The sequence below is a fragment of the Candidatus Aquiluna sp. UB-MaderosW2red genome, assembly GCF_900100865.1.
GTDB lineage: Bacteria > Actinomycetota > Actinomycetes > Actinomycetales > Microbacteriaceae > Aquiluna.
In genome coordinates this window covers 1444894-1467440 of record NZ_LT627734.1, presented here as the reverse complement: position 1 = coordinate 1467440, position 22547 = coordinate 1444894, and the positions used below count along the sequence as shown (strand labels likewise).

Sequence of the window (22547 nt, the reverse complement as noted above, 5' to 3'; positions counted from 1 at the left end):
CTAGTTCACTACCCGCTGACCAGCACGTTTCCAGCCCATCATCCCACCCGAGATATTTGTCACCTGATAGCCATTGGAGGCTAGAATTCCGGCCGCTTGCCTAGAGCGCATGCCAGACTGGCAGATCACCAATATTTTGCGTTCAATTGGGATGTCCTTGAATTTTTGTTCTAAAGAACCGAGTGGAATTAGCCTGGCTCCAGATGCGTGGCCTGAACGGTATTCACTGGGTTCGCGGACATCGATAAGCATCGCCCCGGCGTCTAGCGCTTCCTTAGCTTGCGCTGGTGAAATCGTCTCGAACTTCTTTTTGAAAAAATCAAATAGACCCATTAGATATCTTCTCCCATTGAGACGTCTTTTCCGGAGGTAATCCAGCCACCGGTGCCCCCCGCTACCGAAACCGCGTCAAAGCCTTGGGCCTCTAGGTAATTGGCCGCAGTCATGGATCTTCCACCAGACTGGCAGATTACCCATATCTTTTTGTCTTTCGGAAGATCCGTTAGATTCTCCGGTACTGAGCTCAGCGGCATATGAATTGCGGCTGGAACGTGTCCGTCTCGAAACTCCCAGTCCTCGCGCACGTCGATTAGAAATGCATCTTCCCCTAATGCTTGACTTAGATCGTTTAGGTTTACTTCTTGTGCCATTGGTTGATTCCTTATCTTTTAGCTGAGTGAGAGAAAGGCTTTTTCGAGCTTGGCTCGGTCTTTATGCCCGGATGCATCCTGCGCACAGTTGGCCATCCCGGACGCGATTAGAGCAAAAGCTCCGCGGGAGATGGCGGCTTGAGCTGCTGCAAGCTGGGTCAGGATGTCGGTGCACTCCCTGCCTTCTTCGAGCATCTTTATGATGCCGCCGATTTGCCCTTGGGCTCTGGCGAGCCGTCTTTTTACTGAGTCGAGATCCTCTTGTGGAATTTCCAAATTCAGCTCCTTTCAACTTGACACTAGATAACCTAGCACATACCCTAGGGGGTATCCTGAAAGGAATCAGATTGAAGATTTATAAGTTTTTAGCAGCCGCACTAATCGCCCTCTTCGCAGTGAGCTCACTCGCCGGTTGTTCAACGGAAAAGTTTGATCCGCAGAGCTATGCAGAGATTATCGACGTGCGAGAGCAGTCCGAGTGGGATAGCGGACACCTCGAAGGCGCAGTCCTAATTCCAATTGCCGCTGCCGATTTTGCAACCCAGATTACAACTCTTGATCCAAGCTTGGATTACTACATTTACTGCCGCAGTGGCAACCGCGCGGGCCAGGCCATTACTCAGATGCGCGATCTTGGCTTCACCGGTGAGTTGATTAACGGTGGCTCTGTGGCCAATGCTTCCAGTCAGCTTGGGCTCGCTGTCGTCAAAGACTAATGAACGGGCAATCCGCCAAGAGCTGGGATGAGCGTTATCTAGCTACTGAGTCAATGTGGTCTTTGGAGCCCAATCAGTTTGTCCTCGAGGCGCTTAGTGAGTTGCCCGTGGGGTCGATGATTGATCTGGCCGGCGGGGAGGGGCGCAACGCGCTTTGGTTCGCCAAGCGCGGTTGGCAGGTTGAGAATGTCGAATTCTCCATGGTTGCCCTGGATAGGTTTTTGGCAAGAGAGCAAAAGCTAACCCTGGCAAAACCGGTAATCACAAACCATGCCGATGCCACCAGCGTTGTCTTTGGGTCAGAGCCCGACTTGACGCTAATCGCTTATCTGCAGTTACCGTGGAATCAGTTAGAGCTTGCTCTGAATAATGTTTTGGCACAGCAGAAGACCGGTGTGATGTTTGGAGTCTGGCATTCACTTCTGAATTTGACCAAAGGCTTCGGTGGGCCACCTTTCGCAGAATTACTTCCGTCTGGGTCGCAATTAGAGGCCTGGGCGCTTTCAAAAGGACTCAATTTTGAGGTTTCGGATCGCACCCGAGAGGTTTCAACCGATTCGGGTGTAAAAACTGCGTTGGATGTAACTCTTTTAGTGCGGCTTTAGGCCCGATAAGCCAATAAGGTTAAATCAAATAACCCGTGAGGTCAGATTTGAATTCTATTAACCTTGCCGTAATTCCAGGCGATGGCATTGGACCAGAGGTCACCAAGGTCGCGCTTTCGGCGCTTGGCAAGGCTCTAGGCGATGTTCAAGTAAGGGCCACCGAGTATGACCTCGGAGCAAAAAGATACTTGGCCACCGGCTCGGTATTAGAAGAATCGGATTTAGTAGCTCTTGGAACCCACGACGCGATTCTTTTGGGAGCGATTGGCGACCCGCAGGTTGCCTCTGGAATCTTAGAGCGCGGGCTACTGCTGAAACTACGCTTTGCATTTGACCACCACATTAACCTTCGCCCATCCAAACTCTTCGCCGGGGTGCAGTCTCCGCTTTCAGGAATCGAGGGTTTGGATTTTATAGTGGTGCGCGAGGGCACCGAAGGTCCCTACGTTGGTAACGGCGGGGCTATCCGAATTGGCACCGACCAAGAGGTGGCGAACGAGGTCTCAGTCAACACCGCCTTCGGGGTGAAAAGAGCCGTTGAATATGCCTTTGAGCTCGCTCAGACTCGCGAGCGCAAGCACGTCACACTGGTGCATAAAACCAATGTTTTAGTGCATGCCGGCAAGATTTGGCTTCGAATGGTCGAGGAAGTTTCGGCTAACTACCCGGGTGTCACCCACGATTACATGCACATTGACGCCGCAACTATTTACATGGTGACGGCTGCGAATCGTTTCGATGTGATTGTTACCGACAACCTATTTGGCGACATCATTACCGATCTGGCAGCCGCAATCTGCGGTGGCATTGGGCTGGCTGCATCGGCTAATCTAAATCCAACCGGTGCATTTCCCTCCATGTTCGAACCCGTTCATGGCTCTGCACCGGATATCGCCGGCAAAAATCTGGCTGATCCAACCGCGGCCATCCTGTCTGCGGCGCTCATGGCAAAAACCCTCGGGTTCGATTTGGCTGCGCAGAAGATTGAGACTGCGGTTGCCCAAGACCTACTAACCCGCGGCAATCAAAAGCGAACCACGGATCAGATTGCAGAATCTATCCTTGGACTGATTTAGGGGTAGAGATGAAATTTGAAGTAACCCGCAACCCATCACCGCTGAGTGACTTTGATCGCGAAGCCGCTATATCTGACCCCACCTTTGGAAGCCACTTCACCGACCACCAGGTCGTTGTGGTTTGGGAAGCGGGTATCGGTTGGCACAGCGCTCAAGTAATTCCATATGGCCCAATTTTGATGGATCCATCCTCGGCAGTTTTGCACTATGGCCAAGAGGTTTTTGAGGGCATCAAGGCTTATCGCCATGAGGACGGTTCAATCTGGACTTTCAGGCCCGAGATGAATGCTGCACGCATTCAGCGCTCTGCCAAGAGAATGGCATTACCCGAGCTCCCAGCCGATGTCTTCATAGATTCACTCCACCAGTTGATTGCGGTTGACGGCGACTGGGTGCCAAAGCCCGAGGGCGAAAAAACGCTTTATTTCAGACCTTTTGAGATTGCTGCGGAGAATTTCTTGGGAGTTCGCGCCGCTAAGCGCGTTGAGTATCGAGTGATCGCATCCCCGGTAGGTCCATATTTTGTTGGGGGAGTCAAACCGATTTCGATTTGGATTGCCCTGGATTCTTCGAGGGCCGGGAAGCACGGCACCGGTGAGGCGAAAACCGGCGGTAACTATGCGGCCTCGCTTTTGGCCCAGCAAGAAGGTTATGACCAGGGCTGCTCCCAGGTGGTATTCCTAGACGCTGAGACCTCAACCCATGTCGAGGAACTTGGTGGAATGAACCTGTTCTTTATTTATAAAGACGGTTCCGTAGTCACTCCTGGACTTGATGGCACCATTCTGCGTGGCATCACCAGGGATTCTTTGATAACGCTTATTAGGGACCGTGGGATAAAAATAACCGAGCGCAAAGTGACCCTGGATGAGGTTCGTGAGGGGGCCAAATCCGGTGAAATAGCTGAGGTTCTTGCCTGCGGCACAGCAGCCGTTATTACCCCGGTGGGAATCTTCAAATCTCGAGATGAAGAGATTGTGATTGGGGATAACCAGCCGGGTGAGCTGACTGTTTCGCTTCGCGAGGAGCTCACCGGCATCCAATATGGAATTGTGGCTGATCGCCATAATTGGATGCATAAGCTGGCAGACTAACAAGGTGCGCACAGCGAGGTTCAGTCACCAGTCCGTTATTAAATACGGAGAAATTCAAGACACCCTGATTAGAGTCTTCGTCTCAAGCCCAATCGAATCATTGGAATATTCCGGTGAAGTGCTTGAGCTCTCGGAAGTGCGGCTCTTGGCTCCGGTTATTCCATCAAAAATAATCTGCATCGGAATGAACTATGCGGCCCATGCCGCAGAGATCGCGCAGGATCTTCCGGATGAACCCCTGATGTTTTTCAAGCCCGTGAGTTCGATTATCGGTCCAGGGGATGCGATTGTGCTTCCCAGGCAGTCCGATCAGGTCGAGCTAGAGGTTGAACTGGCGATTGTTATTGGCAAGCAAGCCAAAGACATCTCTGAGTCAGAGGCCAGGGAGCACATCTTTGGTTACACAATCGGCAACGACGTCACCGCCAGGGATCTGCAGTTCTCTGATTTGCAGTGGGCCAGGTCCAAGGGCTTTGATACTTTTTGCCCACTGGGGCCTTGGATTGAAACCGAATTCGAACCACAAGGCAAAAGAATTTCTTCCAAGGTGCATGGCCAGCCCAGGCAACGCTCAATCACTAGTGACATGATCTACTCTGTGGATCAGATTGTTTCCTATGTTTCGCAGAATGTGACGCTGTTTCCCGGTGATGTGATTCTCACGGGATCCCCAGCGGGAATAAGCCGGTTCGATTCTGGAGATCTGGTTGAGTGCGAGATTGAAGGAATAGGCGTTCTTAGTAACCCCGTCAAATAAGCTTTAGGCAATGTCACTGATAACTGCCCCCACAACAAAAGCCACAGGTGCTGACACCAGAGTGCGCTTTTGCCCTTCGCCCACTGGAACTCCACACGTTGGATTAGTTCGCACCGCCTTGTTCAATTGGGCCTATGCCAGAAACCAAGGCGGCAAGTTTGTCTTCCGGGTTGAGGACACCGATGCGGCGCGCGATTCTGAAGAAAGCTATGAGCAGATCGTCGAGGCGCTTCGGTGGCTCGGTCTAGATTGGGATGAGGGTATCGATGTTGGTGGGCCCAATGAGCCCTACCGCCAATCGCAGCGTGGAGATATCTATTTAGGGGTGGTTGAGAAGCTCAAGGCCTCTGGTCACTTATACGAGAGTTTCTTGTCCTCCGAAGAAATCGAAGCTAGAAACATTGCTGCTGGTCGCGCCAAACAACTTGGTTACGACAACTCTGAGCGCGAGTTATCGGACGAGCAAAGAGCTAAGTATTTGGTCGAAGGTCGTCAGCCAGCTCTTCGGTTGCGGGTTCCAGATCAGGACATTACTTTTGACGATTTGGTGCGCGGTGAGATTACTTTCCCAGCCGGTTCGTTCCCAGACTTTGTGGTGGTTAGACCGGGCGGTCAACCGCTTTATACCCTTGTGAACCCGGTTGATGATGCCCTGATGGGCATCACGCATGTCTTGCGTGGTGAGGATTTACTTTCCTCCACCCCCAGGCAGATTGCGCTTTATAACGCAATGTTTGAGGCGGGTATAACCGAGTTCATTCCGCGCTTTGGCCACTTGCCGTTTGTAATGGGAGAGGGCAATAAAAAGCTCTCTAAAAGAAACCCGGAGAGCAATCTTTTTCTACACCGCGACCGCGGGTTCATCCCCGAGGGGCTCTTGAACTACCTTGCACTTCTGGGTTGGTCAATTTCTCACGATAGAGATATATTTTCGCTGCAAGAACTCTGCGATAACTTCGACGTGAAAAGTGTGAATCCAAACCCCGCCAGGTTTGATCAGAAAAAAGCGGACTCTATTAATGCCACTCACCTGAGGATGCTCGATCCAAAAGACTACGAAAACCGGGTACTTCCTTATCTTCAAAGCGCAGGGGTTTTGCCTGGCGAACCGGATCAAAAAGAGTTGGACCTGCTTGGTCAGCTGGTGCCTTTGATTCAGGAGCGAATCACGGTTCTTTCAGAGGCGCCGGGAATGATCGGCTTCATGTTCCAGAAATCTAATGAACTGACCCTTGATGAGGATGCGCTTGCCTCGCTGCCAGCTAACGCTAAGGAGATTATCGAAGCCGCCATCAAAACCCTTGAAGAGCTGGCGGATTTCAACACCGTCGAGCTTCAGGCGGCTTTGAGTGCAGCTTTGGTAGAAGGTCTTGGTGAAAAGCCGAGGAATGCTTTCGGGCCAATCCGCACAGCCATTTCTGGCCGCAGGGTCACGCCACCATTATTTGAATGCATGGAGTTATTGGGCAAACAAGAGTCATTGGCCCGACTAGAGGCTTTCGCCCAAGGCCGCTAGGATAGAGCCTCGAGTCGCAAGATTCGACCCTTGGGGTATGGTGTAATTGGCAACACGGATGATTCTGGTTCATTTGTTCTTGGTTCGAGTCCAGGTACCCCAGCAATGATGTTTTTGACAACCGGAGGTTTAAATGCTTGCATTTGCCTCCGGTTTTTTAGTTTTTGCCTACCTCGCCACAGCATTATTTCAAATCGCTTTAGTCTTCGGAGCGCCACTTATGGAGTATTCCTATGGCGGTCAGGCTAAAGGTGCCCCGAACTTTAGATATCGGATACTGAGTGCTATTGCCAGCCTTGGAATGATCGGGATCGCGGGTCACTACCTGGCCCAGCTTGGATTTTTCTCACCACTTCTAGGTGTGGAGCTGAATGCAATCGCGAATTGGGGCTTTGCAGGCTTCGCAATGTTGGTTGCATTCGTGACCAGCGCTTTGGGTAGCAAAAAAGAGCGGGGACTCTGGTCTCCAATTACCATCGCGGTGTTTTTGGCTGCTCTAGTGGTGGCTTTTTAGAGCTGCCAGCTTTCGCCGATATCTAGATATCTAAACTCACCACCATTTGATTCGGTCACTTCTTTGATGCGAGCATTTTGCAGAGCGTGACCATTGTTGTTTAGAAGCGCATTATGAGTGGGGAATACTCGCTTTGCTTTTACCGCGCTCACATAATCAATCACATCTGAGATCCTGAGCCAAGGACCAGAAGCGGGCATTGCTAAAAGTTCGACCTGGTATTCGGGTTGCGTGTAACTATCTCCGGGGTAATAAAGAGCGTCATTCACAAGCACCCCAACATTCTGAACAATCGGAATGCTTCGGTGAATCTCTTGGTGAAGATCTCCGAAAAACTCTAGGGTGAAGGGTCCGACAGAAAAGCTGTCACCGTGATAGACCGGCTGAACCTCTAGGCCGCTAAGTTTCTCCACCACTTCTCTTGGCCCAAATAGTTTTGCTTCAGGGTTTTGCTGCAAGATCTTTTCGAGGTGGGGCAGGTAGCTGTGGTCATCGTGAATATGACTCAGAGAGATTGCAGCGACATTTTTTTGCACCCCAAAATCCACCGTGTAGATGCCCGGGTCAATCAATAGGTGCTGGTCTCTAATTTCAATATCCAGATACGCGTGTTCGTGTTTAGTGATTTTCATCTTGCTCCTTGGAAGTTCAGTCTATGTTTGTGTGCATTGCGAAAGGTTTTAGATGAAGCCGTTAGGTGTATTGGTAAATCCAGAGGCTAACCGGGGTAAAGGTGAGCTTGCTGGTGAAAGAGTATTTGAGATCCTTGCTAAATCTGGAATTGCCGCCATCAATCTTTCGGCCGAATCGGCTTTGTTGGCGCAGGATAAATCCCAGCTCGCCATCACGCATCAGGAAATTTCGGGGGTAATCGCAGTTGGGGGAGATGGCACCATTCAACTTGGTGCAAATATCTGTATTCCCAACCAGTTGCCGCTTGGAATTGTGCCTGCCGGTAGCGGCAACGACATTTCTAGAGAGCTGGACATCGAGCGCGGGAATATCGAAGCCGCGATGCAGAACATACTTTCAAGCATCGAGAATCCTCGGAGAGTTGACGCGATGCGGGTCACAACCGAGCATCGAGAGTTTTGGTCGATGGGCTCAATCTCTGCGGGTTTTGATGCACTCTGCACGGAACGTGCTAATCGGCTCAGCTGGCCGAAAGGGCCAAACAGCTATATCGCAGCACTTTTGCTTGAGCTCCCAAGCTTCAAGTCGATTACTTACCAACTCGAGGTGGATGGCGAGCAGCGCGAAATCGAGGCGATGCTGTGCGGGGTGGCGAACGTAAAGAACTTTGGTGGGGGAATGCGAATCTCACCGCAATCTGATTTCACTGATGGTGAGCTCGAGGTCTTTATTTTGCATAAGGTCTCCCGCCCCAGACTCTTGAAGATCTTCCCCAGCGTCTATAAGGGAGGGCACCTGAAATACCCCGAGGTCGAGATTTTCAAAGCGAAGTCAATCAGAGTTTCCAATAGTGGTTTTCCGATGACTTGCGATGGTGAAATAGTTGGTAAAGCGCCATTCAGCGTTCAAGTTCACCCCGGCGCTTTGGCTCTGTATAGCCGATAGACAAAGTTCTGGATTTATGGCAGACTTCTCAAGTTGCGAATGGCTCCATCGTTTAGCGGCCTAGGACGCTGCCCTCTCACGGCAGTAGCGCGGGTTCGAATCCCGCTGGAGTCACAAAATCCTGCTCTTGATGAGAAAATCTTGGGAGCGGGATTTCTCATTTCTGAGCTTCGACATTTATAATCTTCAGATGGTGGACACTCCAAAAAAAGCATTCTCATCCTCTGTAGCTGGCTATAGCCGTGCAGAGGTTGACGCGCATGTTTCCAGCTTGATGCTGGAGCTTGAGAAGCTAGAAACCTATAACGGAATGGCGATGCGAGAGCAAAATGCTCTTCGTGAGAAAATCACCGAACTCCAAGAGTCGCTAAAACTTGCCAAATCCCCCGGCTACGCCCAGGTTGGTGCTCAGTTTGAGCAAACCCTGAGGCTTGCAGAGACCGAAGCAGCCAGGCTAATTAACGATGCCAGCCGTGAGGCAATGAAACTTCGCGATCAGGCTCGAGCGGATCTAGAAAATTCGCGCAATCAGTTCGAAGAAGAAACCGCAGCAAATCTGGCCCGGGCCGAAAAAGAAGCCAAACTCCAGCTCTCTCAGGCCAAAAGGCGTTCAATTGAAATTCTTGAAGAGGCTGAAGTCGAGCTAAATCGCGCAACCAAGGAGCGCACCTCGCTAGAAAAGCAGGCAAACGTTATTCGGTCTGAGGCAGACAACTACGCTGCTCAAATTAAAGCTGAATTGCAAACCGAAGTTGAAAAGATTCAGAACGCAAATGCCAGGCTGGTCAAGCGCAATGCGGATCTGGATGCCGAAATTACTCGCAAACTCGACGACGGTGAAAAACAAGCACTTGAGATATTCCGCAGTGTTGAAAACGAGGCCCAGCAGATTCAAGAACAGGCTGAGCGGAACCTAAAGGACGCCACCAACGAGGCCAGCTCGCTGGTCGAAAATGCCGAGCAAACCTTGCTAAATGCGAGGGTCGAAGCTGATCGAATTTTCAATGACGCTAAAGAGATGGCGTTGAACATCATGGAGGATTCCAAGACTCGTGCCGAGCGGCTTGCAATCAGATCCCTCGATCTAACTCGGGACGCCATAGTTGAAGCCGAGTACCGCTTAGCAAAGCTTCCGATGCAGCAGGCTGCACTTGAAGAATTCATATCTGAGACCGAAGGGTTATTGACTCCTGAGCAACAGGTTATGCTGTCTAGAAGGCAGTCGATGAAGAGACTGGCCGAGGCGCAGGCGATTGAACCTGAGGTAATCCCCTTAGAAGATTAGGTAAATTGCCATTTTGCGCCAGGAAGCCTCGTTCTGGCCCCTGGAAGGGAGATTGCAATTTTGGTCGTTGATGCGACCCAGAGAGCAAAACCTTTTCCATGGCATTTTTTCAAAAGAGAACGACTTCACAAACCGAGGTGTCCGAAGCAGCTGGCGAGGAGCTTCTAAATTTGGAACACAGCATTCAGCACTCATTCGCTCAGCTCCGAAATGAATATCCAAAATCAGAGCCCTTGGAAATTTCCCCAAGCGCATTGCCCGATCCAAATCGCAGGGCAATGCGAGCAGCGGCAAAAAAGCAAGCCCTCGAGTTTGCTCAAGCCAAGGCCTTAGCGAAACCAAAACCCCGCAAGCCCAAGGCGGCACCACCAGAGGAGCCAGTTGCGCAGGATGCCGTGGAGCTAAAAAAGCCCGCTGCTAAAAAGCCCGCCGCAAAGAAACCTGTATCACAGAAACCGACTCCAAAAAAGCCAGCTCCAAAAAAACCCTAGGCGCTCCAGCGCCTCGAGAAGCTGGTTGCCAGCACGATCATTACCACTGGCAATAGGGCTGCTGCGTTGAGACCACCGAAGGTGTAGACGGTGAGGATTACCCCGGAGATGGCGCCACCAAAAGCCCCTGAGAAGCTCATGAGCGAGTCGCTAAAGCCCTGAACCCTTGGTCTTTGCTCGGTGCTCAACACCTCGCTCAAAAGGGCGCTGCCGGCGACCGTGGAGGCGGACCAGCCAAGGCCCAATAAGAACAAGCCGATCAGCACGGCGTTGAAGCTGTATTGGCCGAACCCAGCCACCGCCAGTGAGATGAGAAATATCATTTGCCCCAAAACGATGGTTCGCTTGGCGCCGAGTTTGTCGGTGATGTATCCGAACACCGGGGCAAAGGCATACATCCCAGCGATGTGCAGTGAGATAGTGAAGCCAACCTCGGCCAGTGAGTGCCCCTCGGCTGAAAGGTGAGCCGGGGTCATGGACATCACCGAGACCATCACCATGTGGCTCAGGGCTATTGTGAGAACTGCGTAGCCTGCCATGGGAATCACTCTGAGAACTTCGATAGCCGATTTCATGCCGTGGCGTTGTTTTTTACCGGTGAGGCCGGCCACCTCTCTTGCAACTAAGAGCGGGTCGGGTTTTAGCCCAAACCAGAAAACTGATGTGGAGAGGGTCTGCGCTAAAATCGTAAACACAAATGGCCCTGCTAGGTGGGGCATGCCAATTGCAAGCCCCATGGCCTCACCGGGGGCAATCAGGTTTGGCCCAATTACTGCCCCGAGCGTAGTGGCCCAAACCACCAGTGACAGATCCCTACCCTTGGGTTGGCCGGTTGGGATGTCGGTGGCGGCAAATCTTGCTTGCAGGCCAACAGCAGAACCGGCGCCTAAAAAGACCAGCGCAATGATTTCGATCGGGAAAGATCTCAGCCCTGCCGCGAGAATCATCCCTGAGGCTCCAAGAATTGCCAAGAATGCGCCAACACCGAGTGCAACCCGCCTGCCTCTTTGAGCCGCCAGGTTTGCCAGCGGGATTGCGCTAAGGGCTGCTCCCAGGGTGCTAAGAGTCGCAGCGGCCCCCGACCAGGCTGCTGAGCCGGAGAGTTCGACTGCCATGAGGGCTCCAACTGACAGGGTGGAGCCGAGCCCAAAGCCTCCCAAAGCCTGACCAAGTGCAAGTCTTTTTACTGTTTTTTTCTGAAGCGCAATTAGTTGTTCTTGGGTGTAATGGGTCACCCACACAATCTACTCCTTGGGGTAAACTTCTAATTCACGCGAATCGCGAGGTGAGAAATGTCAACCAACACCCTGACTCTGGCGCAGAAGCTCTGGAATGACCATTTAGTAGTCAAGGGAAAAAATGGTGCTCCAGATCTTTTATACATTGATCTCCACCTAATCCACGAGGTCACAAGCCCCCAGGCTTTTGACGGCCTAAGACTTGCTGGTCGCGATATGCGACGTAAAGATTTGACAATTGCAACCGAAGACCACAACACACCAACCGAGAACATTCACCTGCCCATTGCGGACCCCACTTCAAAACTCCAGGTCCAGGCGCTGCGCGACAACACCAAGGAGTTTGGTGTCAGAATTCACTCACTCGGGGATGCGAACCAGGGCATTGTTCACGTGGTTGGACCTCAGCTCGGGCTCACAATGCCCGGAATGACTATTGTTTGCGGCGACTCGCACACCTCAACACATGGCGCTTTTGGCTCACTAGCGATGGGTATCGGCACCAGCGAGGTTGAGCACGTGATGGCAACCCAGACCTTGCCGCTGCAGCCCTTTAAGACCATGGCAATAAACGTGGAGGGGACATTGCGACCCGGGGTTGGCGCAAAGGACATTATCTTGGCGGTAATTGCCAAGATCTCCACCGGCGGCGGCCAAGGCTATGTCTTGGAATACCGCGGAAGTGCAATTCGTTCGCTTTCGATGGAAGGCCGCATGACAATTTGCAATATGTCAATTGAAGCCGGGGCAAGAGCCGGCATGGTGGCTCCCGATGAAATTACCTACGAATACCTCAAGGGTCGCCCGCATGCACCTGAGGGTCTCGAGTGGGACAAGGCAATCAAGTATTGGGAGACCCTCAAAACTGATGACGATGCGGTTTTTGAAGCCGAAGTGTTTATTGATGCCGATAATTTAGACCCATTTGTTACTTGGGGAACAAACCCCGGCCAGGGTGTCTCGCTGCTGGACAGCGTCCCATACCCCAAAGATATTTTGGATCCCAACGAGCGCTCAGCAGCCGAAAGAGCCTTGGAGTATATGGACCTAAAGGCCGGAACTCCGATGAAGGACATCGTCGTGAACACGGTGTTTTTGGGTTCTTGCACCAACGGCAGAATCGAGGATTTGCGAGCTGCGGCCGAGGTAATCAAGGGTAAAACCAAGGCCACCGGCATTCGGATGCTGGTTGTTCCTGGTTCGCAAAAAGTCAAGCTGCAGGCTGAGGAAGAAGGCCTGGATCAGGTATTCATAGACTTTGGTGCCGAATGGCGTTTTGCCGGTTGTTCAATGTGTCTGGGCATGAATCCGGATCAGCTTGGTTCGGGGGAGCGAGCGGCATCTACCTCAAACCGAAACTTTGAGGGCAGACAGGGTAAAGGAGCCAGAACCCACCTGGTGTCTCCAGTTGTAGCCGCTGCTACCGCAATTCGTGGAACACTTTCTAGCCCATCGGATTTGGAGTAGTAAATGGAGAAGATAACGGTATTTGAGGGCCTCGCTGCGCCTTTACAAAGAAGCAATGTTGACACCGACCAAATCATCCCGGCGGTGTATCTCAAGCGCATCACTAAGACCGGTTTCGAAGATGGCCTTTTCGCAACTTGGCGTCAAGACCCGGAGTTTGTGTTGAATCAGCCCCAGTTCCAGGGCGCCCAAGTTTTGTTTACTGGGCCCGATTTTGGAACTGGTTCTTCTCGAGAGCACGCTGTTTGGGCACTGAAGGACTTTGGTTTCAAGGCTGTATTCGCAGCTAAGTTTGCGGATATCTTTTCAGGCAATTCAGGCAAGCAGGGCCTGATTGCCGGCGTTGTGAAAGATTCGGATATCGAGGCTATCTGGGCCAAGATAAAAGCAAATCCGGGGATTATTGCCAAGGTGGACCTGCCCAATCAATTAGTTTCGGTGGGGGATCTGCAAGTGGGTTTTGGGATAGACGAATACACTAAGTGGCGTCTTACAGAAGGCTTAGATGATATCGGCATCACGTTGCAAAACGAGGCTGCTATCTTGGCTTATGAGGCAAAAAGAGAGTCTTGGAAACCCAAGACCTTGCCAGCCAAAGGAGTCTGATTGAGCCAGATCACCATCAATGGGGGCAAGCCGCTTATTGGTCGCGTAGACCTGAAGGGCGCCAAAAATCTTGTCACCAAAGCTATGGTTGCGGCCTTATTGGGTGAGACCAAATCGATTCTTCTAGATGTTCCAAACATTTCTGATGTCGAGGTTGTAGCCAGGCTTTTAGAACTGCATGGCGTAAAGGTGGAGCACGACCCATTCACGGGCAATATGACCCTTGATCCATCCAATGTCGAGCAGGCTCGGATCGTCGATATTGACACTCACGCCGGATCTTCAAGAATTCCAATTTTGTTTTGTGGCCCGCTCCTGCATCGCCTCGGCGAGGCCTTCATTCCGGGTCTTGGCGGCTGCGAGATTGGCGATCGCCCAGTGGATTTCCACTTTGACGTGTTGCGCAGTTTCGGCGCGGTGATTGAGAAGCTTTCTACCGGAACCAGGCTTAGCGCTCCCGACGGACTCCGCGGAGCAAGAATCTCTTTGCCATATCCTTCGGTGGGAGCAACCGAGCAGGTTTTGCTCACCGCGACCATTGCCGAGGGTGTCACCGAGCTCACCGGAGCCGCAATTGAGCCTGAAATCATCGACCTGATTAGCATCTTGCAAAAGATGGGTGCGGTGATATCGGTAGATACCGATCGAGTAATTCGGATTGAAGGAGTGAAAAAGCTCAAGGGCTTTACTCACCGGGCTCTTTTCGATCGTAATGAGGCTGCCTCCTGGGCGGCTGCGGCGCTTGCCACCGAGGGGGACATATTTGTGGGGGGCGCATCTCAGGTCGAGATGATGACCTTTTTGAATATCTACCGCAAGGTGGGTGGGCAGTTCGAGATCGAAGATGATGGCATCCGCTTCTACCACCCCGGGTCACCACTTCAGCCGGTTGTAATTCAGACCGATGTTCACCCGGGGTTTATGACCGACTGGCAGCAGCCGCTAGTGGTTGCATTAACCCAAGCGCAGGGGCTGTCAATCGTTCACGAGACCGTTTACGAGAACCGTTTTGGCTTTACGGACGCCTTGAACCAAATGGGCGCCAAGATTCAAATTTATCGCGAATGTCTTGGTGGCAACCCTTGCCGTTTTGGACAACGCAACTTCAATCACTCCGCGGTCGTTTCGGGCCCAACTCCACTTCATGCAGCGGATATAAGGGTTCCCGATCTGCGCGGTGGGTTTAGCCACGTTGTCGCTGCCCTAGCGGCCGAGGGAACCTCTAACGTCAGCAACGTCCAGCTAATCTCTCGCGGTTACGAGCGTTTTATCACCAAGCTCGGAGACCTCGGAGCGGACTTCGAGTTCAAGGCCTAAAAAATGACAAATGCCAACATGCCCAAGGTTTCGCAAAAGGAAAACGCGCTTGCTTTTAAGGTAACCGCTTTTTTGATTGGCGCCGTCTTGCGGCTAATGTTTCGAATCAAGACAACCGGTTTAGAGAACCTTCCAAAGGGTGGCTACATTTTGGTGGGCAATCATGTGAGCTATCTAGACCCCTTTTCTTTTGCTTACTCGGTTTACTACCACATGAAAAGAACCCCGCATTATTTTGCCAAGGAGTCTCTGTTTAGGATTCCCATCCTCGGCAAACTTCTGCCAAAAGTGGGTCAGATACCAATTTCTAGGTCCGGTGGAAATTCAAACGAGGAGCCACTTCGTGCCGCCAAGGACTTCCTGCTAGCCGGTCAGGTCGTTGTGGTTTTCCCCGAGGGCACGCTAACGCGCGATCCCGACTTATGGCCGATGCGCGGCAAGCCAGGAGCGATTCGGATGGCGATTGAGCTGGGGGTTCCAATTGTCCCGGTTGGCCAGTGGGGCGTGCAAAAGGTGCTTGGAAACTATGGCAAGAAGTTCCGACCCAATCCTTTTCATATTGTGCAGGTCAAAATCGGCAAGCCATTGACCTTTGAGCACATGAATCAGGAGGGTCTGGGCACCAAAGAGGTCACAGTCGCAGCCGGCGAGGTAATGCGGGAGGTCGCCAAGATTGTTGGCGAGCTCAGGGGCGAGACACCCCCCGAGAAGCTTTGGGATCCGACCACCAAGGGCCAAACCGAGATCGGTAACTTTAGGAAACGCAAGTGAGCCGCATAGTAGTTATGGGTTCGGGCAGCTGGGGAACCACGATTGCCAAAGTTATTGCCGATGGCGGAACTAAAGTGACGCTTTGGTCAAGGCGTCAAGCGGTAGCCGATGAGATAAACCTCGAGCATACAAACAATAAATATCTACCAGGCATCGAGTTGCCCGCCAATCTTTTTGCCACCACTGATTTATCCATTGCCCTAGGCGAGGCCGAGCAAATCTATTTCGCAGTGCCAGCACAAACTCTTCGGCAGAATCTCACTGAGTGGAATTCATTTATTCCAGGATCAGCAACTTTGATTTCGCTAATAAAAGGCTTAGAGCAGGGCAGTGGTTTGCGGATGTCTCAGGTGATGACTGAGGTAACCGGTTTTCCAGGCGATCAGCTGGCCGTGATTTCGGGCCCAAACTTGGCTCTGGAGATTGCCAGGTCAGAGCCTGCGGCCTCGGTTTGCGCCTGTGATAATTCTGAGCGGGCTGAAGAGGTGGCAAGAGTCTGCTCGAGCGAGTACTTCACAGTTTTCACCAATAATGACGTGGTGGGTACTGAGCTCGGCGGTGTTCTAAAGAACTTAATTGCCGTGGCTATCGGTATCGTGAACGGTTTGGGCTATGGCCAAAACACCAAGGCATCGATTATGACCCGAGGCCTTGCCGAGATCATGCGCCTCGCGGTGGATCATGGAGCCAGAAGGCGCACCATGTTTGGCTTGGCAGGACTCGGGGATCTAATCGCCACCTCCGAGTCGGCTTTGTCTAGAAATTTCAGGGCTGGTGAAATGCTTGGTCAGGGTTTTTCGAAGAGCGAAGTTTTGGAAAAGATGGAACAGACCGCCGAGGGGCTCAGTTCCCTCCAGCCGGTTCTGGAGATGTCAAAGGCTCGTGGAATTGAGATGCCAATCGTGCAGCAGGTAAGCGATGTGCTTGAGGGCAGGATGGATCCAAAAGACTTCGGTAGGCAACTAAATCTTGCCGACGCCATCGAGGTAGAGGCCTAATGAAGCTAAAAATTGCTCTTATATACGGTGGAAAATCCTCCGAACACAGCGTGTCATGTGTGACGGCGGTGGGCGTTAAGTCGGCTATCGATCTCGAGCGGTATGAGCTGATTGAAATAGGCATTACCCCGGCGGGTAAATTTGTTTTAGAGACAATTAATCCCGAATGGCAGCTGGCTGATTTTCCAAAGGTTTCGAGCCTAAGCCCAGAAGTGATAATGCCCCTTGGCGGTGGCGAACTTAGGTTGAGCTCCGGTGAGCTGCTGGGCAAAATTGATCTGGCTTTTCCTTTGCTACACGGTCCAAACGGTGAGGACGGCTCAATTCAAGGTCTTTTGCAACTTTGCCAAATCCCTTGCGTCGGTAATGGGGTCTTGGCTTCTGCGGTTGCAATGGATAAGTCCAAGGCCAAGGCGGTTTTTCGCGATGCGGGCATTCAGGTGTCTGAGCATGTGGTGATTTCTCGAGGGGATTTTTTCAAGGATCCAAAAACTTGCCTGGCATCGGCTGCTGGGTTTAGCCAATTTCCAGTTTTTGTAAAGCCGAGCCGATCAGGTTCCTCGGTGGGGGTCTCCAAGGTGCACGAGCTCTCCGAGCTAAAGGTGGCCATCGAGTTAGCGCTTAGTCACGATGAATCCGCCTTAGTCGAAGAGTGCATCGTTGGTAGAGAGATTGAATGCTCCGTGCTGGAGTATCCAAATGGCGAACTCGAGGTTTCTTTGGCGGGCGAAATCGTGGTCACCACTAGGGAGTTCTACGATTATGAAGCCAAGTATTTAGGTGGCGGGGCGGATCTTGAGGTTCCCACCAACCTCAGTGCCCAGCAGCTTTCTGAGCTCCACGAACTGGCCATCAAGGCCTTTCGCTCGCTGGGCTGTTCTGGCCTGGCTAGAACAGATTTCTTTCTAACTGCCACAGGTTTTATATTGACCGAGGTGAATACGATGCCGGGTTTCACTCCGATTTCGATGTATCCAGCGCTATTTGAGGTCAGTGGGGTCAGCTACCAAAAGCTTGTGGCCACCCTGCTGGAAACTGGTTTGGCTAAGGGCTCTAGCGCTATCTAGTTGGTTTCGACGGTGCACTTGGTGCTGAGTGGCAGTTTCATAACGGCCTGAGCCACTGAATCCAACGCAGTGGCGCCGCTGGCTTGTTCAGAATCAACAATTACCTCAACCGCGGGGGTGGTGCCAAAAGAAATAAACCTGAAACTTGGTGCATTGGTGTCATCCACCAGCCAATCCACTCCACTTGCTGTGACGCATGGAAGAGTTGAAATTACGACCGGCTCAAGGCCGCAGCGGAATAATATCGCGGTTGGGTCTCCCCAGGCCTTTGTGGCTTGGGCATTGGTGAATCGTTGCGGTAATTCGCCAATTTGATCCGGGAGTCGAACCGAAACTTCGGCGCAGTTTGGGTCATTGGCAAACTCGGCGGCCTCAAGGCTCACCACAGCCGAGCAGCCACTCAGCAGAATCGTGCTGATCGTGAGAAAAAGGATTTTACGCATTGATAAAAGGCTAGCGTTGCTTTGTGAATAATTACGACCCAACCGTCTTTGAGTTAGGTGAGATTGAGGCACTCAAGCGCGCCGTCAAATTTTTTAGGCCCGTGGCCACGACCCTGGTCGGTTCGGGGGATGATGCAGCGGTTATTTCAGTTTCTGATAACCGCTTCGTAGTAACCTCCGACACCATGGTTGAAAATCATGACTTTAGAACTGAGTTTTCTTCAGGTTTTGATCTTGGCTATAAAGCGATCGCCACGAATCTGGCGGATGTTGTTGCGATGGGCGCGATTCCCAATGCCGTTGTGGTGGCGATGGTTATTCCCAAGACCACCAAGCAGACTTGGCTGGAGGATTTTGCACGGGGCATGCAGGAGGCGATTGATTATTTGGCGCCGAGTTGTGCGGTGGTGGGTGGCGACCTAGCTGCCGGTGACAACATCGTGATAGCAGTGACGGCCCACGGCGATTTAGAGGGGAGGAAACCCGTTTTGCGAAGTGGCACCAGGCCGGGTGATTTGGTTGCGGTGGCGGGGACGCTGGGCTGGGCGGCCTGCGGCCTGGAGCTATTGATGCACCAGGACCCCACGCTCAAAGCCGCTTACCCAGAGTTTGTGGATATTCAGCTAAGACCAAACCCGCTAATCGGCCTTGGTTTAGAGGTTGCGAAGTTTGCAACGGCGATGCTCGATATTTCAGATGGCCTGTCACTCGATGCCGCAAGGTTGGCAAATGCTTCAGGGGTGAGTATCCGATTGGACCCCAGAGCGCTGTCTGGCTTCGAGGCGGTCTTGGAGCTAGCCGCGCAGTCAATCAGCGCCAGGCAAGTTCAAATGATTAGCGAGCGAGATTGGGTGCTGCACGGCGGCGAAGACCACTCATTCTTATTTACCTGCGCCAAGGATTCGTTTTTGCCAAGGGGTTGCAAGGTCATTGGCGAGGTAGTTGAGGTTGATAAGGCTCCGCTTTATTTTGGAGCCGAAGTTTTAGAAGCTAAAGGCTGGGATTCAATCTCGGGTTAGGCGTGAAGATCTGGGTTTAGCGTGATTCCGTCTCCGGATCTGGCGATTGCTTCAACCGCTCCAGTTTGCGAGTTTCTCCTGAATAAGAGCCCGGGCAATCCGCTGAGCTCGGAAGCCTTGACGATTTGCGATCTGCCATCCACTAACAGCGTGAGCTTGCTACCAGCTGTTAGATAGAGTCCCGCTTCAACAATTGAGTCATCACCTATTGAGATGCCGATGCCGGAGTTTGCTCCCAACAGCGCGCGCTCTCCAATTTGAATGCGATGGGTGCCACCACCTGAAAGTGTGCCCATGATTGATGCCCCACCGCCAATATCAGATCCGTCTCCGACCACAACTCCCTGGGAGATGCGGCCTTCAACCATCGAGGCTCCAAGGGTGCCGGCATTGAAATTCACAAAACCCTCGTGCATTACGGTGGTGCCCGGGGATAAGTAGGCGCCGAGTCGGACCCGATTGGCATCTGCGATTCTGACCTTATTGGGCACTACGTAATCCACCAGCCTTGGGAACTTATCGATTGAGTGCGCCACAACTCCATGGGCTCGGAGGCTGACGCTGCGTTTCTCAAACTCTTGGAGCGTCATTACTCCCCTGTTTGTGAAGGCCACTATTGGGAGCTGGGAGATTAGGCCTTCAAGGTTTATTGTGTTGGGCTTCACCACAAGCTTGGAGAGCAATTGAAGTCGAAGATAGGCATCTTGGGTCGATCCAACTGGTTGGGATAACTCGACTTCGGTGCGAATCACCTCGGTTCTGATGTTGCGAAGCTCATCCTTACCCACCAGTTCATCTAGCTCCTTGGGGGAGAACCACTGCAGGTCTGTTTGGGGGGTGGTCCCAAGCTGAGGATCCGGATACCAAACGTCTAGGACGTGACCCTCAGCGGAAATTGTGGCCAGCCCGTGACCCCAGGCCTTTGATTCAAGATACATTGCGCTCATCGACCCAAGAATACAGGTAGCCTTTTTGCCATGGAACTTCACAAAAACCTCGGTCTAGTTGAACTCACAATGGCGATTTGTGATATCGAGTCGGTTTCCGGAAACGAAAGCGAGCTGGCCGATCAGCTCGAGCAGCTGCTTAGCGCTGCACCCCACCTGAAAATTATTCGTGACGGTAATGCGGTGATCGCAAAAACTGAGCTGGGGCTGAAAAGCCGAGTGATTATCGCTGGACATCTCGACACCGTTCCGGTCGCGAATAACCTCCCAACTCAGCTTCATCATTTTGAGCGCGAGCAAACCATTATTGGCCGCGGCACGGTGGATATGAAAGGGGGAGTTGCCGTGATGCTCAAGCTCGCATTGGAAATAACTAACCCAATTAATGACATCACCTGGATTTTCTACGACAACGAGGAGGTGGCGGCTGATCTGAACGGATTGGGTCGAATTCAGCGGAATCACCCTGAATTAATGAGGGGTGATTTTGCCGTGCTGTGCGAGCCAACCAACGCGTTAGTCGAAGGCGGCTGCAATGGCACTATGCGCATCGAGCTTCACACCAATGGCGTCAAGGCACATTCCGCTAGACCCTGGATGGGCGAGAATGCGATTCATAAGCTGGAGCGGGCGCTAGGGATTCTGAACTCTTATAAACCTAAAACTATCTCGGTGGAGGGGCTCGATTTCCGGGAGTCCCTGAATGCGGTCTTAGTTCGAGGTGGGATTGCGACCAACGTGATTCCAGACCAAGCGGTTCTCACAATCAACTATCGCTTTGCGCCTGATAAAGACGCCGCTCAGGCCAAGGCCCATTTGGAAGAAGTGTTTAGCGAATTTGAGATTAGAGTCACCGATATGGCGACGGGGGCTAGGCCTGGGCTCAACACACCCATAGCTCAAGCGTTTCTAAAGTCTGTCGGTGGAGACCCGAAACCCAAGTACGGCTGGACCGATGTGGCGCGTTTTTCCGCAGCTGGAATCCCAGCGGTTAACTATGGCCCGGGCGACCCGAGTCTTGCTCACGCAGATAATGAAAACGTACCAGTTGGTCAGTTATTCGACTGCGAAATAGGCCTGCGAGGCTGGCTGACGCCTTAGCCGGCTGGCTTTATCCAGAGATTTCTGGGATAATCGTAGTTTCCACCTGAATTCCCAAGGAGCAGATTCTTATGGCAGCAATGAAGCCACGTACCGGTGATGGTCCTATGGAAGCAGAGCGCGAACCTCGTGGTCTGATCGTTTTGCGAGTTCCACTGGAAGGTGGCGGTCGGCTCGTTGTCTCGGTCAATGAAACCGAAGCCAAAGAACTTCATGCAGTGCTTCAAGGCGTAATTAAAAAGTAATTACTAAGAGGCCTTAACGGCCACCAAGAGACCATCGCCAACCATCGAAAGCGATGAAATAAATTCTTCTCGATCTCCGAGGTTGCGAATCACGTTCCTGAGACTTGTGGTGTCTTCATCTCGCAGGGCGGGGTTTGGAACTCGATCTCTCCAAAGTGCGTGAGCCACAACAATGGTTCCGCCCTTTTTTACAAGCCCAATCGCGGCCTCTAGGACCGCCTCCAAGTCGTTCGGGTCAATGTCAATGAAGACTAGGTCGTAGGCTTCCTCCGCCATATTCCCAACTACTGCCCGAGCCTTGCCGGTGATTGCTCTGATGCGGTTCTGGGCAATGCCACTTTGTTTGAACATTTCCCGAGCCACATTTTGATACTCGGGCTCGTCGTCGATCGTGGTGAGCACGCTCTCGTCTGATGCCGAGAGCAGCCAGAGCCCTGAGACCCCGGCTCCGGTGCCAATTTCCACGATGCTCCGAGCATTAGAGATTGCGGCGATGAGGGCGAGTTGGTTGCCCGTGCCGGCTGTGACCGGCTCAACGCCAAGTTCTTGAGCCTGCCTTCTCGCGTTTGCGATGTGCTCGGGTTCGGATACGAACTCTTCGGAGAATTTCCAGCTTGCAATTTTGTCTATCATCTTGGGCCTAAGTGTATGAGTCCAAAGCCAAATAGCGGGGATTCATTAGGTAAGCTCATCTCATGTTTGGTCTTAGCGCAGAGAAGCTGTTACTGCTTGTGCTTTTGGCCGTCCTGATTCTTGGGCCTGAGCGGCTCCCTTACTACGCCAAGCAACTTGGCGAATTGGTGCGCAAGGGCAAGAAGATGGTGGACAACGCGCAAGTTCAGATGAAATCTGAACTTGGAGACGGCTACCAGGATTTGGATTGGAAAAAGCTCGATCCGAGACAATACGACCCGAGACGAATTGTTCGAGAAGCTTTGCAGCCTGAAAAAAAGACCTCAAACATTTTGGACCGAGTCAAAGAGCGGCCTCCGCAGCGCAAGCTGGAATTTGGTGAGGCCCCACCATTTGACCTAGAGGCTACCTAA

The 22547-nt window shown here is 52.2% G+C and carries 28 protein-coding genes and 2 tRNA genes; 22 read left to right on the top strand and 8 right to left on the bottom strand.

All coding sequences use genetic code 11. The features are described 5' to 3' along the window. The 3 genes from BLP47_RS07485 to BLP47_RS07475 are packed head-to-tail and all read right to left on the bottom strand — an operon-like array spanning window position 1 to window position 926. On the bottom strand, window positions 1–333 hold the full coding sequence (locus tag BLP47_RS07485; RefSeq protein ID WP_091852274.1) for a rhodanese-like domain-containing protein: 333 nt from the start codon (window positions 331–333) through the stop codon (window positions 1–3). Beyond that, entirely contained in the window at window positions 333–650 is a 318-nt protein-coding gene (locus BLP47_RS07480; RefSeq protein WP_091852271.1) for a rhodanese-like domain-containing protein, read from the bottom strand. Before BLP47_RS07480 ends, BLP47_RS07485 begins: the two co-directional genes overlap by 1 nt. Before the next feature lie 18 nt (window positions 651–668). Then, a complete protein-coding gene (locus BLP47_RS07475; protein WP_091852268.1) occupies window positions 669–926 on the bottom strand; it encodes a metal-sensitive transcriptional regulator in 258 nt (85 codons plus the stop codon). A 71-nt stretch (window positions 927–997) separates the two neighbouring features. Here BLP47_RS07475 and BLP47_RS07470 point away from each other — a divergent pair, with 71 nt between their 5' ends. The 8 genes from BLP47_RS07470 to BLP47_RS07435 all read left to right on the top strand — a co-directional run bounded on the left by BLP47_RS07470 (window position 998) and on the right by BLP47_RS07435 (window position 6928). Beyond that, complete coding sequence (locus tag BLP47_RS07470) at window positions 998–1366, top strand: rhodanese-like domain-containing protein (RefSeq protein WP_157671576.1); 369 nt, start codon at window positions 998–1000, stop codon at window positions 1364–1366. Further along, entirely contained in the window at window positions 1366–1971 is a 606-nt protein-coding gene (locus tag BLP47_RS07465; RefSeq protein ID WP_091852262.1) for a hypothetical protein, read from the top strand. The genes BLP47_RS07470 and BLP47_RS07465 overlap by 1 nt, the downstream gene beginning before the upstream one ends. Before the next feature lie 47 nt (window positions 1972–2018). Then, on the top strand, window positions 2019–3047 hold the full coding sequence (locus BLP47_RS07460; RefSeq protein WP_197672371.1) for a 3-isopropylmalate dehydrogenase: 1029 nt from the start codon (window positions 2019–2021) through the stop codon (window positions 3045–3047). Between the two features lie 8 nt (window positions 3048–3055). Next, entirely contained in the window at window positions 3056–4141 is a 1086-nt protein-coding gene (locus BLP47_RS07455; RefSeq protein ID WP_091852259.1) for a branched-chain amino acid aminotransferase, read from the top strand. Window positions 4142–4145: 4 nt separating this feature from the next. Then, the gene (locus BLP47_RS07450) at window positions 4146–4898 is read left to right on the top strand and encodes a fumarylacetoacetate hydrolase family protein (protein WP_091852256.1); all 753 of its coding nucleotides are present in this window, start codon (window positions 4146–4148) and stop codon (window positions 4896–4898) included. A 10-nt stretch (window positions 4899–4908) separates the two neighbouring features. Then, on the top strand, window positions 4909–6414 hold the full coding sequence (gene gltX / locus BLP47_RS07445; RefSeq protein WP_091852253.1) for a glutamate--tRNA ligase: 1506 nt from the start codon (window positions 4909–4911) through the stop codon (window positions 6412–6414). Window positions 6415–6445: 31 nt separating this feature from the next. Next, a tRNA-Gln gene (locus BLP47_RS07440) sits at window positions 6446–6517 on the top strand. A gap of 30 nt (window positions 6518–6547) precedes the next feature. Then, on the top strand, window positions 6548–6928 hold the full coding sequence (locus BLP47_RS07435) for a hypothetical protein (RefSeq protein WP_091852250.1): 381 nt from the start codon (window positions 6548–6550) through the stop codon (window positions 6926–6928). Here the strand turns inward: BLP47_RS07435 and BLP47_RS07430 are convergent. After that, window positions 6925–7560: an MBL fold metallo-hydrolase gene (locus tag BLP47_RS07430; protein WP_091852247.1), complete on the bottom strand. Its 636-nt coding sequence runs from the start codon at window positions 7558–7560 to the stop codon at window positions 6925–6927. The two genes, BLP47_RS07435 and BLP47_RS07430, sit on opposite strands and share 4 nt — an antisense overlap. 52 nt (window positions 7561–7612) lie before the next feature. On the opposite strand from BLP47_RS07430, the gene BLP47_RS07425 reads away from it, so the two are divergent. The 4 genes from BLP47_RS07425 (at window position 7613) to BLP47_RS08475 (ending at window position 10282) form a co-directional block, all read left to right on the top strand. Continuing rightward, the gene (locus BLP47_RS07425) at window positions 7613–8506 is read left to right on the top strand and encodes a diacylglycerol kinase family protein (protein ID WP_091852244.1); all 894 of its coding nucleotides are present in this window, start codon (window positions 7613–7615) and stop codon (window positions 8504–8506) included. Window positions 8507–8547: 41 nt separating this feature from the next. Then, window positions 8548–8620, top strand: a tRNA-Glu gene (locus tag BLP47_RS07420). Window positions 8621–8636: 16 nt separating this feature from the next. Then, the gene (locus tag BLP47_RS07415) at window positions 8637–9791 is read left to right on the top strand and encodes a DivIVA domain-containing protein (protein ID WP_091852241.1); all 1155 of its coding nucleotides are present in this window, start codon (window positions 8637–8639) and stop codon (window positions 9789–9791) included. A 98-nt stretch (window positions 9792–9889) separates the two neighbouring features. Continuing rightward, window positions 9890–10282, top strand: coding sequence for a hypothetical protein (locus BLP47_RS08475; protein ID WP_157671574.1), 393 nt, complete (start codon window positions 9890–9892; stop codon window positions 10280–10282). Here BLP47_RS08475 and BLP47_RS07405 read toward each other — a convergent pair. Next, the gene (locus BLP47_RS07405; protein WP_091853076.1) at window positions 10279–11517 is read right to left on the bottom strand and encodes an MFS transporter; all 1239 of its coding nucleotides are present in this window, start codon (window positions 11515–11517) and stop codon (window positions 10279–10281) included. The two genes, BLP47_RS08475 and BLP47_RS07405, sit on opposite strands and share 4 nt — an antisense overlap. A gap of 57 nt (window positions 11518–11574) precedes the next feature. On the opposite strand from BLP47_RS07405, the gene leuC reads away from it, so the two are divergent. The 6 genes from leuC to BLP47_RS07375 are packed head-to-tail and all read left to right on the top strand — an operon-like array spanning window position 11575 to window position 17746. Next, entirely contained in the window at window positions 11575–12987 is a 1413-nt protein-coding gene (gene leuC / locus BLP47_RS07400; protein WP_091852238.1) for a 3-isopropylmalate dehydratase large subunit, read from the top strand. Between the two features lie 3 nt (window positions 12988–12990). After that, window positions 12991–13593 (top strand): 3-isopropylmalate dehydratase small subunit, encoded by a 603-nt coding sequence (leuD, locus tag BLP47_RS07395; RefSeq protein WP_091852235.1) that lies wholly within the window; start codon window positions 12991–12993, stop codon window positions 13591–13593. Further along, window positions 13594–14910, top strand: a complete 1317-nt coding sequence (gene murA, locus BLP47_RS07390) for a UDP-N-acetylglucosamine 1-carboxyvinyltransferase (protein ID WP_091852232.1) — start codon at window positions 13594–13596, stop codon at window positions 14908–14910. It abuts the gene before it with no gap. Between the two features lie 3 nt (window positions 14911–14913). Continuing rightward, complete coding sequence (locus tag BLP47_RS07385) at window positions 14914–15681, top strand: 1-acyl-sn-glycerol-3-phosphate acyltransferase (protein WP_091852230.1); 768 nt, start codon at window positions 14914–14916, stop codon at window positions 15679–15681. Then, entirely contained in the window at window positions 15678–16679 is a 1002-nt protein-coding gene (locus BLP47_RS07380; RefSeq protein ID WP_249883329.1) for an NAD(P)H-dependent glycerol-3-phosphate dehydrogenase, read from the top strand. Before BLP47_RS07385 ends, BLP47_RS07380 begins: the two co-directional genes overlap by 4 nt. After that, on the top strand, window positions 16679–17746 hold the full coding sequence (locus BLP47_RS07375; RefSeq protein WP_091852225.1) for a D-alanine--D-alanine ligase family protein: 1068 nt from the start codon (window positions 16679–16681) through the stop codon (window positions 17744–17746). Before BLP47_RS07380 ends, BLP47_RS07375 begins: the two co-directional genes overlap by 1 nt. Here BLP47_RS07375 and BLP47_RS07370 read toward each other — a convergent pair. Then, window positions 17743–18189 carry a DUF3515 family protein gene (locus tag BLP47_RS07370; RefSeq protein ID WP_091852222.1) on the bottom strand — a complete coding sequence of 149 codons (447 nt, stop codon included), beginning with the start codon at window positions 18187–18189 and terminating at the stop codon, window positions 17743–17745. The two genes, BLP47_RS07375 and BLP47_RS07370, sit on opposite strands and share 4 nt — an antisense overlap. Before the next feature lie 23 nt (window positions 18190–18212). Here BLP47_RS07370 and thiL point away from each other — a divergent pair, with 23 nt between their 5' ends. Then, window positions 18213–19208 (top strand): thiamine-phosphate kinase, encoded by a 996-nt coding sequence (thiL, locus tag BLP47_RS07365; RefSeq protein WP_091852218.1) that lies wholly within the window; start codon window positions 18213–18215, stop codon window positions 19206–19208. Here the strand turns inward: thiL and dapD are convergent. Next, complete coding sequence (dapD, locus tag BLP47_RS07360) at window positions 19205–20146, bottom strand: 2,3,4,5-tetrahydropyridine-2,6-dicarboxylate N-succinyltransferase (RefSeq protein ID WP_091852215.1); 942 nt, start codon at window positions 20144–20146, stop codon at window positions 19205–19207. The two genes, thiL and dapD, sit on opposite strands and share 4 nt — an antisense overlap. 39 nt (window positions 20147–20185) lie before the next feature. On the opposite strand from dapD, the gene dapE reads away from it, so the two are divergent. Both dapE and BLP47_RS07350 read left to right on the top strand, forming a co-directional pair. Next, on the top strand, window positions 20186–21256 hold the full coding sequence (dapE, locus tag BLP47_RS07355; protein ID WP_091852212.1) for a succinyl-diaminopimelate desuccinylase: 1071 nt from the start codon (window positions 20186–20188) through the stop codon (window positions 21254–21256). 71 nt (window positions 21257–21327) lie between these two features. Next, window positions 21328–21501 carry a DUF3117 domain-containing protein gene (locus BLP47_RS07350; protein ID WP_091852209.1) on the top strand — a complete coding sequence of 58 codons (174 nt, stop codon included), beginning with the start codon at window positions 21328–21330 and terminating at the stop codon, window positions 21499–21501. 3 nt (window positions 21502–21504) lie between these two features. On the opposite strand, the gene BLP47_RS07345 is transcribed toward BLP47_RS07350, so the two are convergent. Next, complete coding sequence (locus BLP47_RS07345) at window positions 21505–22134, bottom strand: O-methyltransferase (protein WP_091852206.1); 630 nt, start codon at window positions 22132–22134, stop codon at window positions 21505–21507. A gap of 62 nt (window positions 22135–22196) precedes the next feature. Between BLP47_RS07345 and BLP47_RS07340 the strand changes: the two genes are divergently transcribed. After that, complete coding sequence (locus tag BLP47_RS07340) at window positions 22197–22547, top strand: sec-independent translocase (protein ID WP_091852202.1); 351 nt, start codon at window positions 22197–22199, stop codon at window positions 22545–22547.

What these genes read in the sequence shown, in the direction of transcription:
- BLP47_RS07485 (WP_091852274.1), bottom strand. Translation starts at nt 333, where the DNA reads ATGGGTCTATTTGATTTTTTCAAAAAGAAGTTCGAGACGATTTCACCA.
- BLP47_RS07480 (WP_091852271.1), bottom strand. Translation starts at nt 650, where the DNA reads ATGGCACAAGAAGTAAACCTAAACGATCTAAGTCAAGCATTAGGGGAA.
- BLP47_RS07465 (WP_091852262.1), top strand. Translation starts at nt 1,366, where the DNA reads ATGAACGGGCAATCCGCCAAGAGCTGGGATGAGCGTTATCTAGCTACT.
- BLP47_RS07455 (WP_091852259.1), top strand. Translation starts at nt 3,056, where the DNA reads ATGAAATTTGAAGTAACCCGCAACCCATCACCGCTGAGTGACTTTGAT.
- gltX (WP_091852253.1), top strand. Translation starts at nt 4,909, where the DNA reads ATGTCACTGATAACTGCCCCCACAACAAAAGCCACAGGTGCTGACACC.
- BLP47_RS07435 (WP_091852250.1), top strand. Translation starts at nt 6,548, where the DNA reads ATGCTTGCATTTGCCTCCGGTTTTTTAGTTTTTGCCTACCTCGCCACA.
- BLP47_RS07430 (WP_091852247.1), bottom strand. Translation starts at nt 7,560, where the DNA reads ATGAAAATCACTAAACACGAACACGCGTATCTGGATATTGAAATTAGA.
- BLP47_RS07425 (WP_091852244.1), top strand. Translation starts at nt 7,613, where the DNA reads ATGAAGCCGTTAGGTGTATTGGTAAATCCAGAGGCTAACCGGGGTAAA.
- BLP47_RS07415 (WP_091852241.1), top strand. Translation starts at nt 8,637, where the DNA reads ATGAGAAAATCTTGGGAGCGGGATTTCTCATTTCTGAGCTTCGACATT.
- BLP47_RS08475 (WP_157671574.1), top strand. Translation starts at nt 9,890, where the DNA reads ATGGCATTTTTTCAAAAGAGAACGACTTCACAAACCGAGGTGTCCGAA.
- leuC (WP_091852238.1), top strand. Translation starts at nt 11,575, where the DNA reads ATGTCAACCAACACCCTGACTCTGGCGCAGAAGCTCTGGAATGACCAT.
- leuD (WP_091852235.1), top strand. Translation starts at nt 12,991, where the DNA reads ATGGAGAAGATAACGGTATTTGAGGGCCTCGCTGCGCCTTTACAAAGA.
- BLP47_RS07385 (WP_091852230.1), top strand. Translation starts at nt 14,914, where the DNA reads ATGACAAATGCCAACATGCCCAAGGTTTCGCAAAAGGAAAACGCGCTT.
- BLP47_RS07375 (WP_091852225.1), top strand. Translation starts at nt 16,679, where the DNA reads ATGAAGCTAAAAATTGCTCTTATATACGGTGGAAAATCCTCCGAACAC.
- BLP47_RS07370 (WP_091852222.1), bottom strand. Translation starts at nt 18,189, where the DNA reads ATGCGTAAAATCCTTTTTCTCACGATCAGCACGATTCTGCTGAGTGGC.
- dapD (WP_091852215.1), bottom strand. Translation starts at nt 20,146, where the DNA reads ATGTATCTTGAATCAAAGGCCTGGGGTCACGGGCTGGCCACAATTTCC.
- dapE (WP_091852212.1), top strand. Translation starts at nt 20,186, where the DNA reads ATGGAACTTCACAAAAACCTCGGTCTAGTTGAACTCACAATGGCGATT.
- BLP47_RS07350 (WP_091852209.1), top strand. Translation starts at nt 21,328, where the DNA reads ATGGCAGCAATGAAGCCACGTACCGGTGATGGTCCTATGGAAGCAGAG.
- BLP47_RS07345 (WP_091852206.1), bottom strand. Translation starts at nt 22,134, where the DNA reads ATGATAGACAAAATTGCAAGCTGGAAATTCTCCGAAGAGTTCGTATCC.
- BLP47_RS07340 (WP_091852202.1), top strand. Translation starts at nt 22,197, where the DNA reads ATGTTTGGTCTTAGCGCAGAGAAGCTGTTACTGCTTGTGCTTTTGGCC.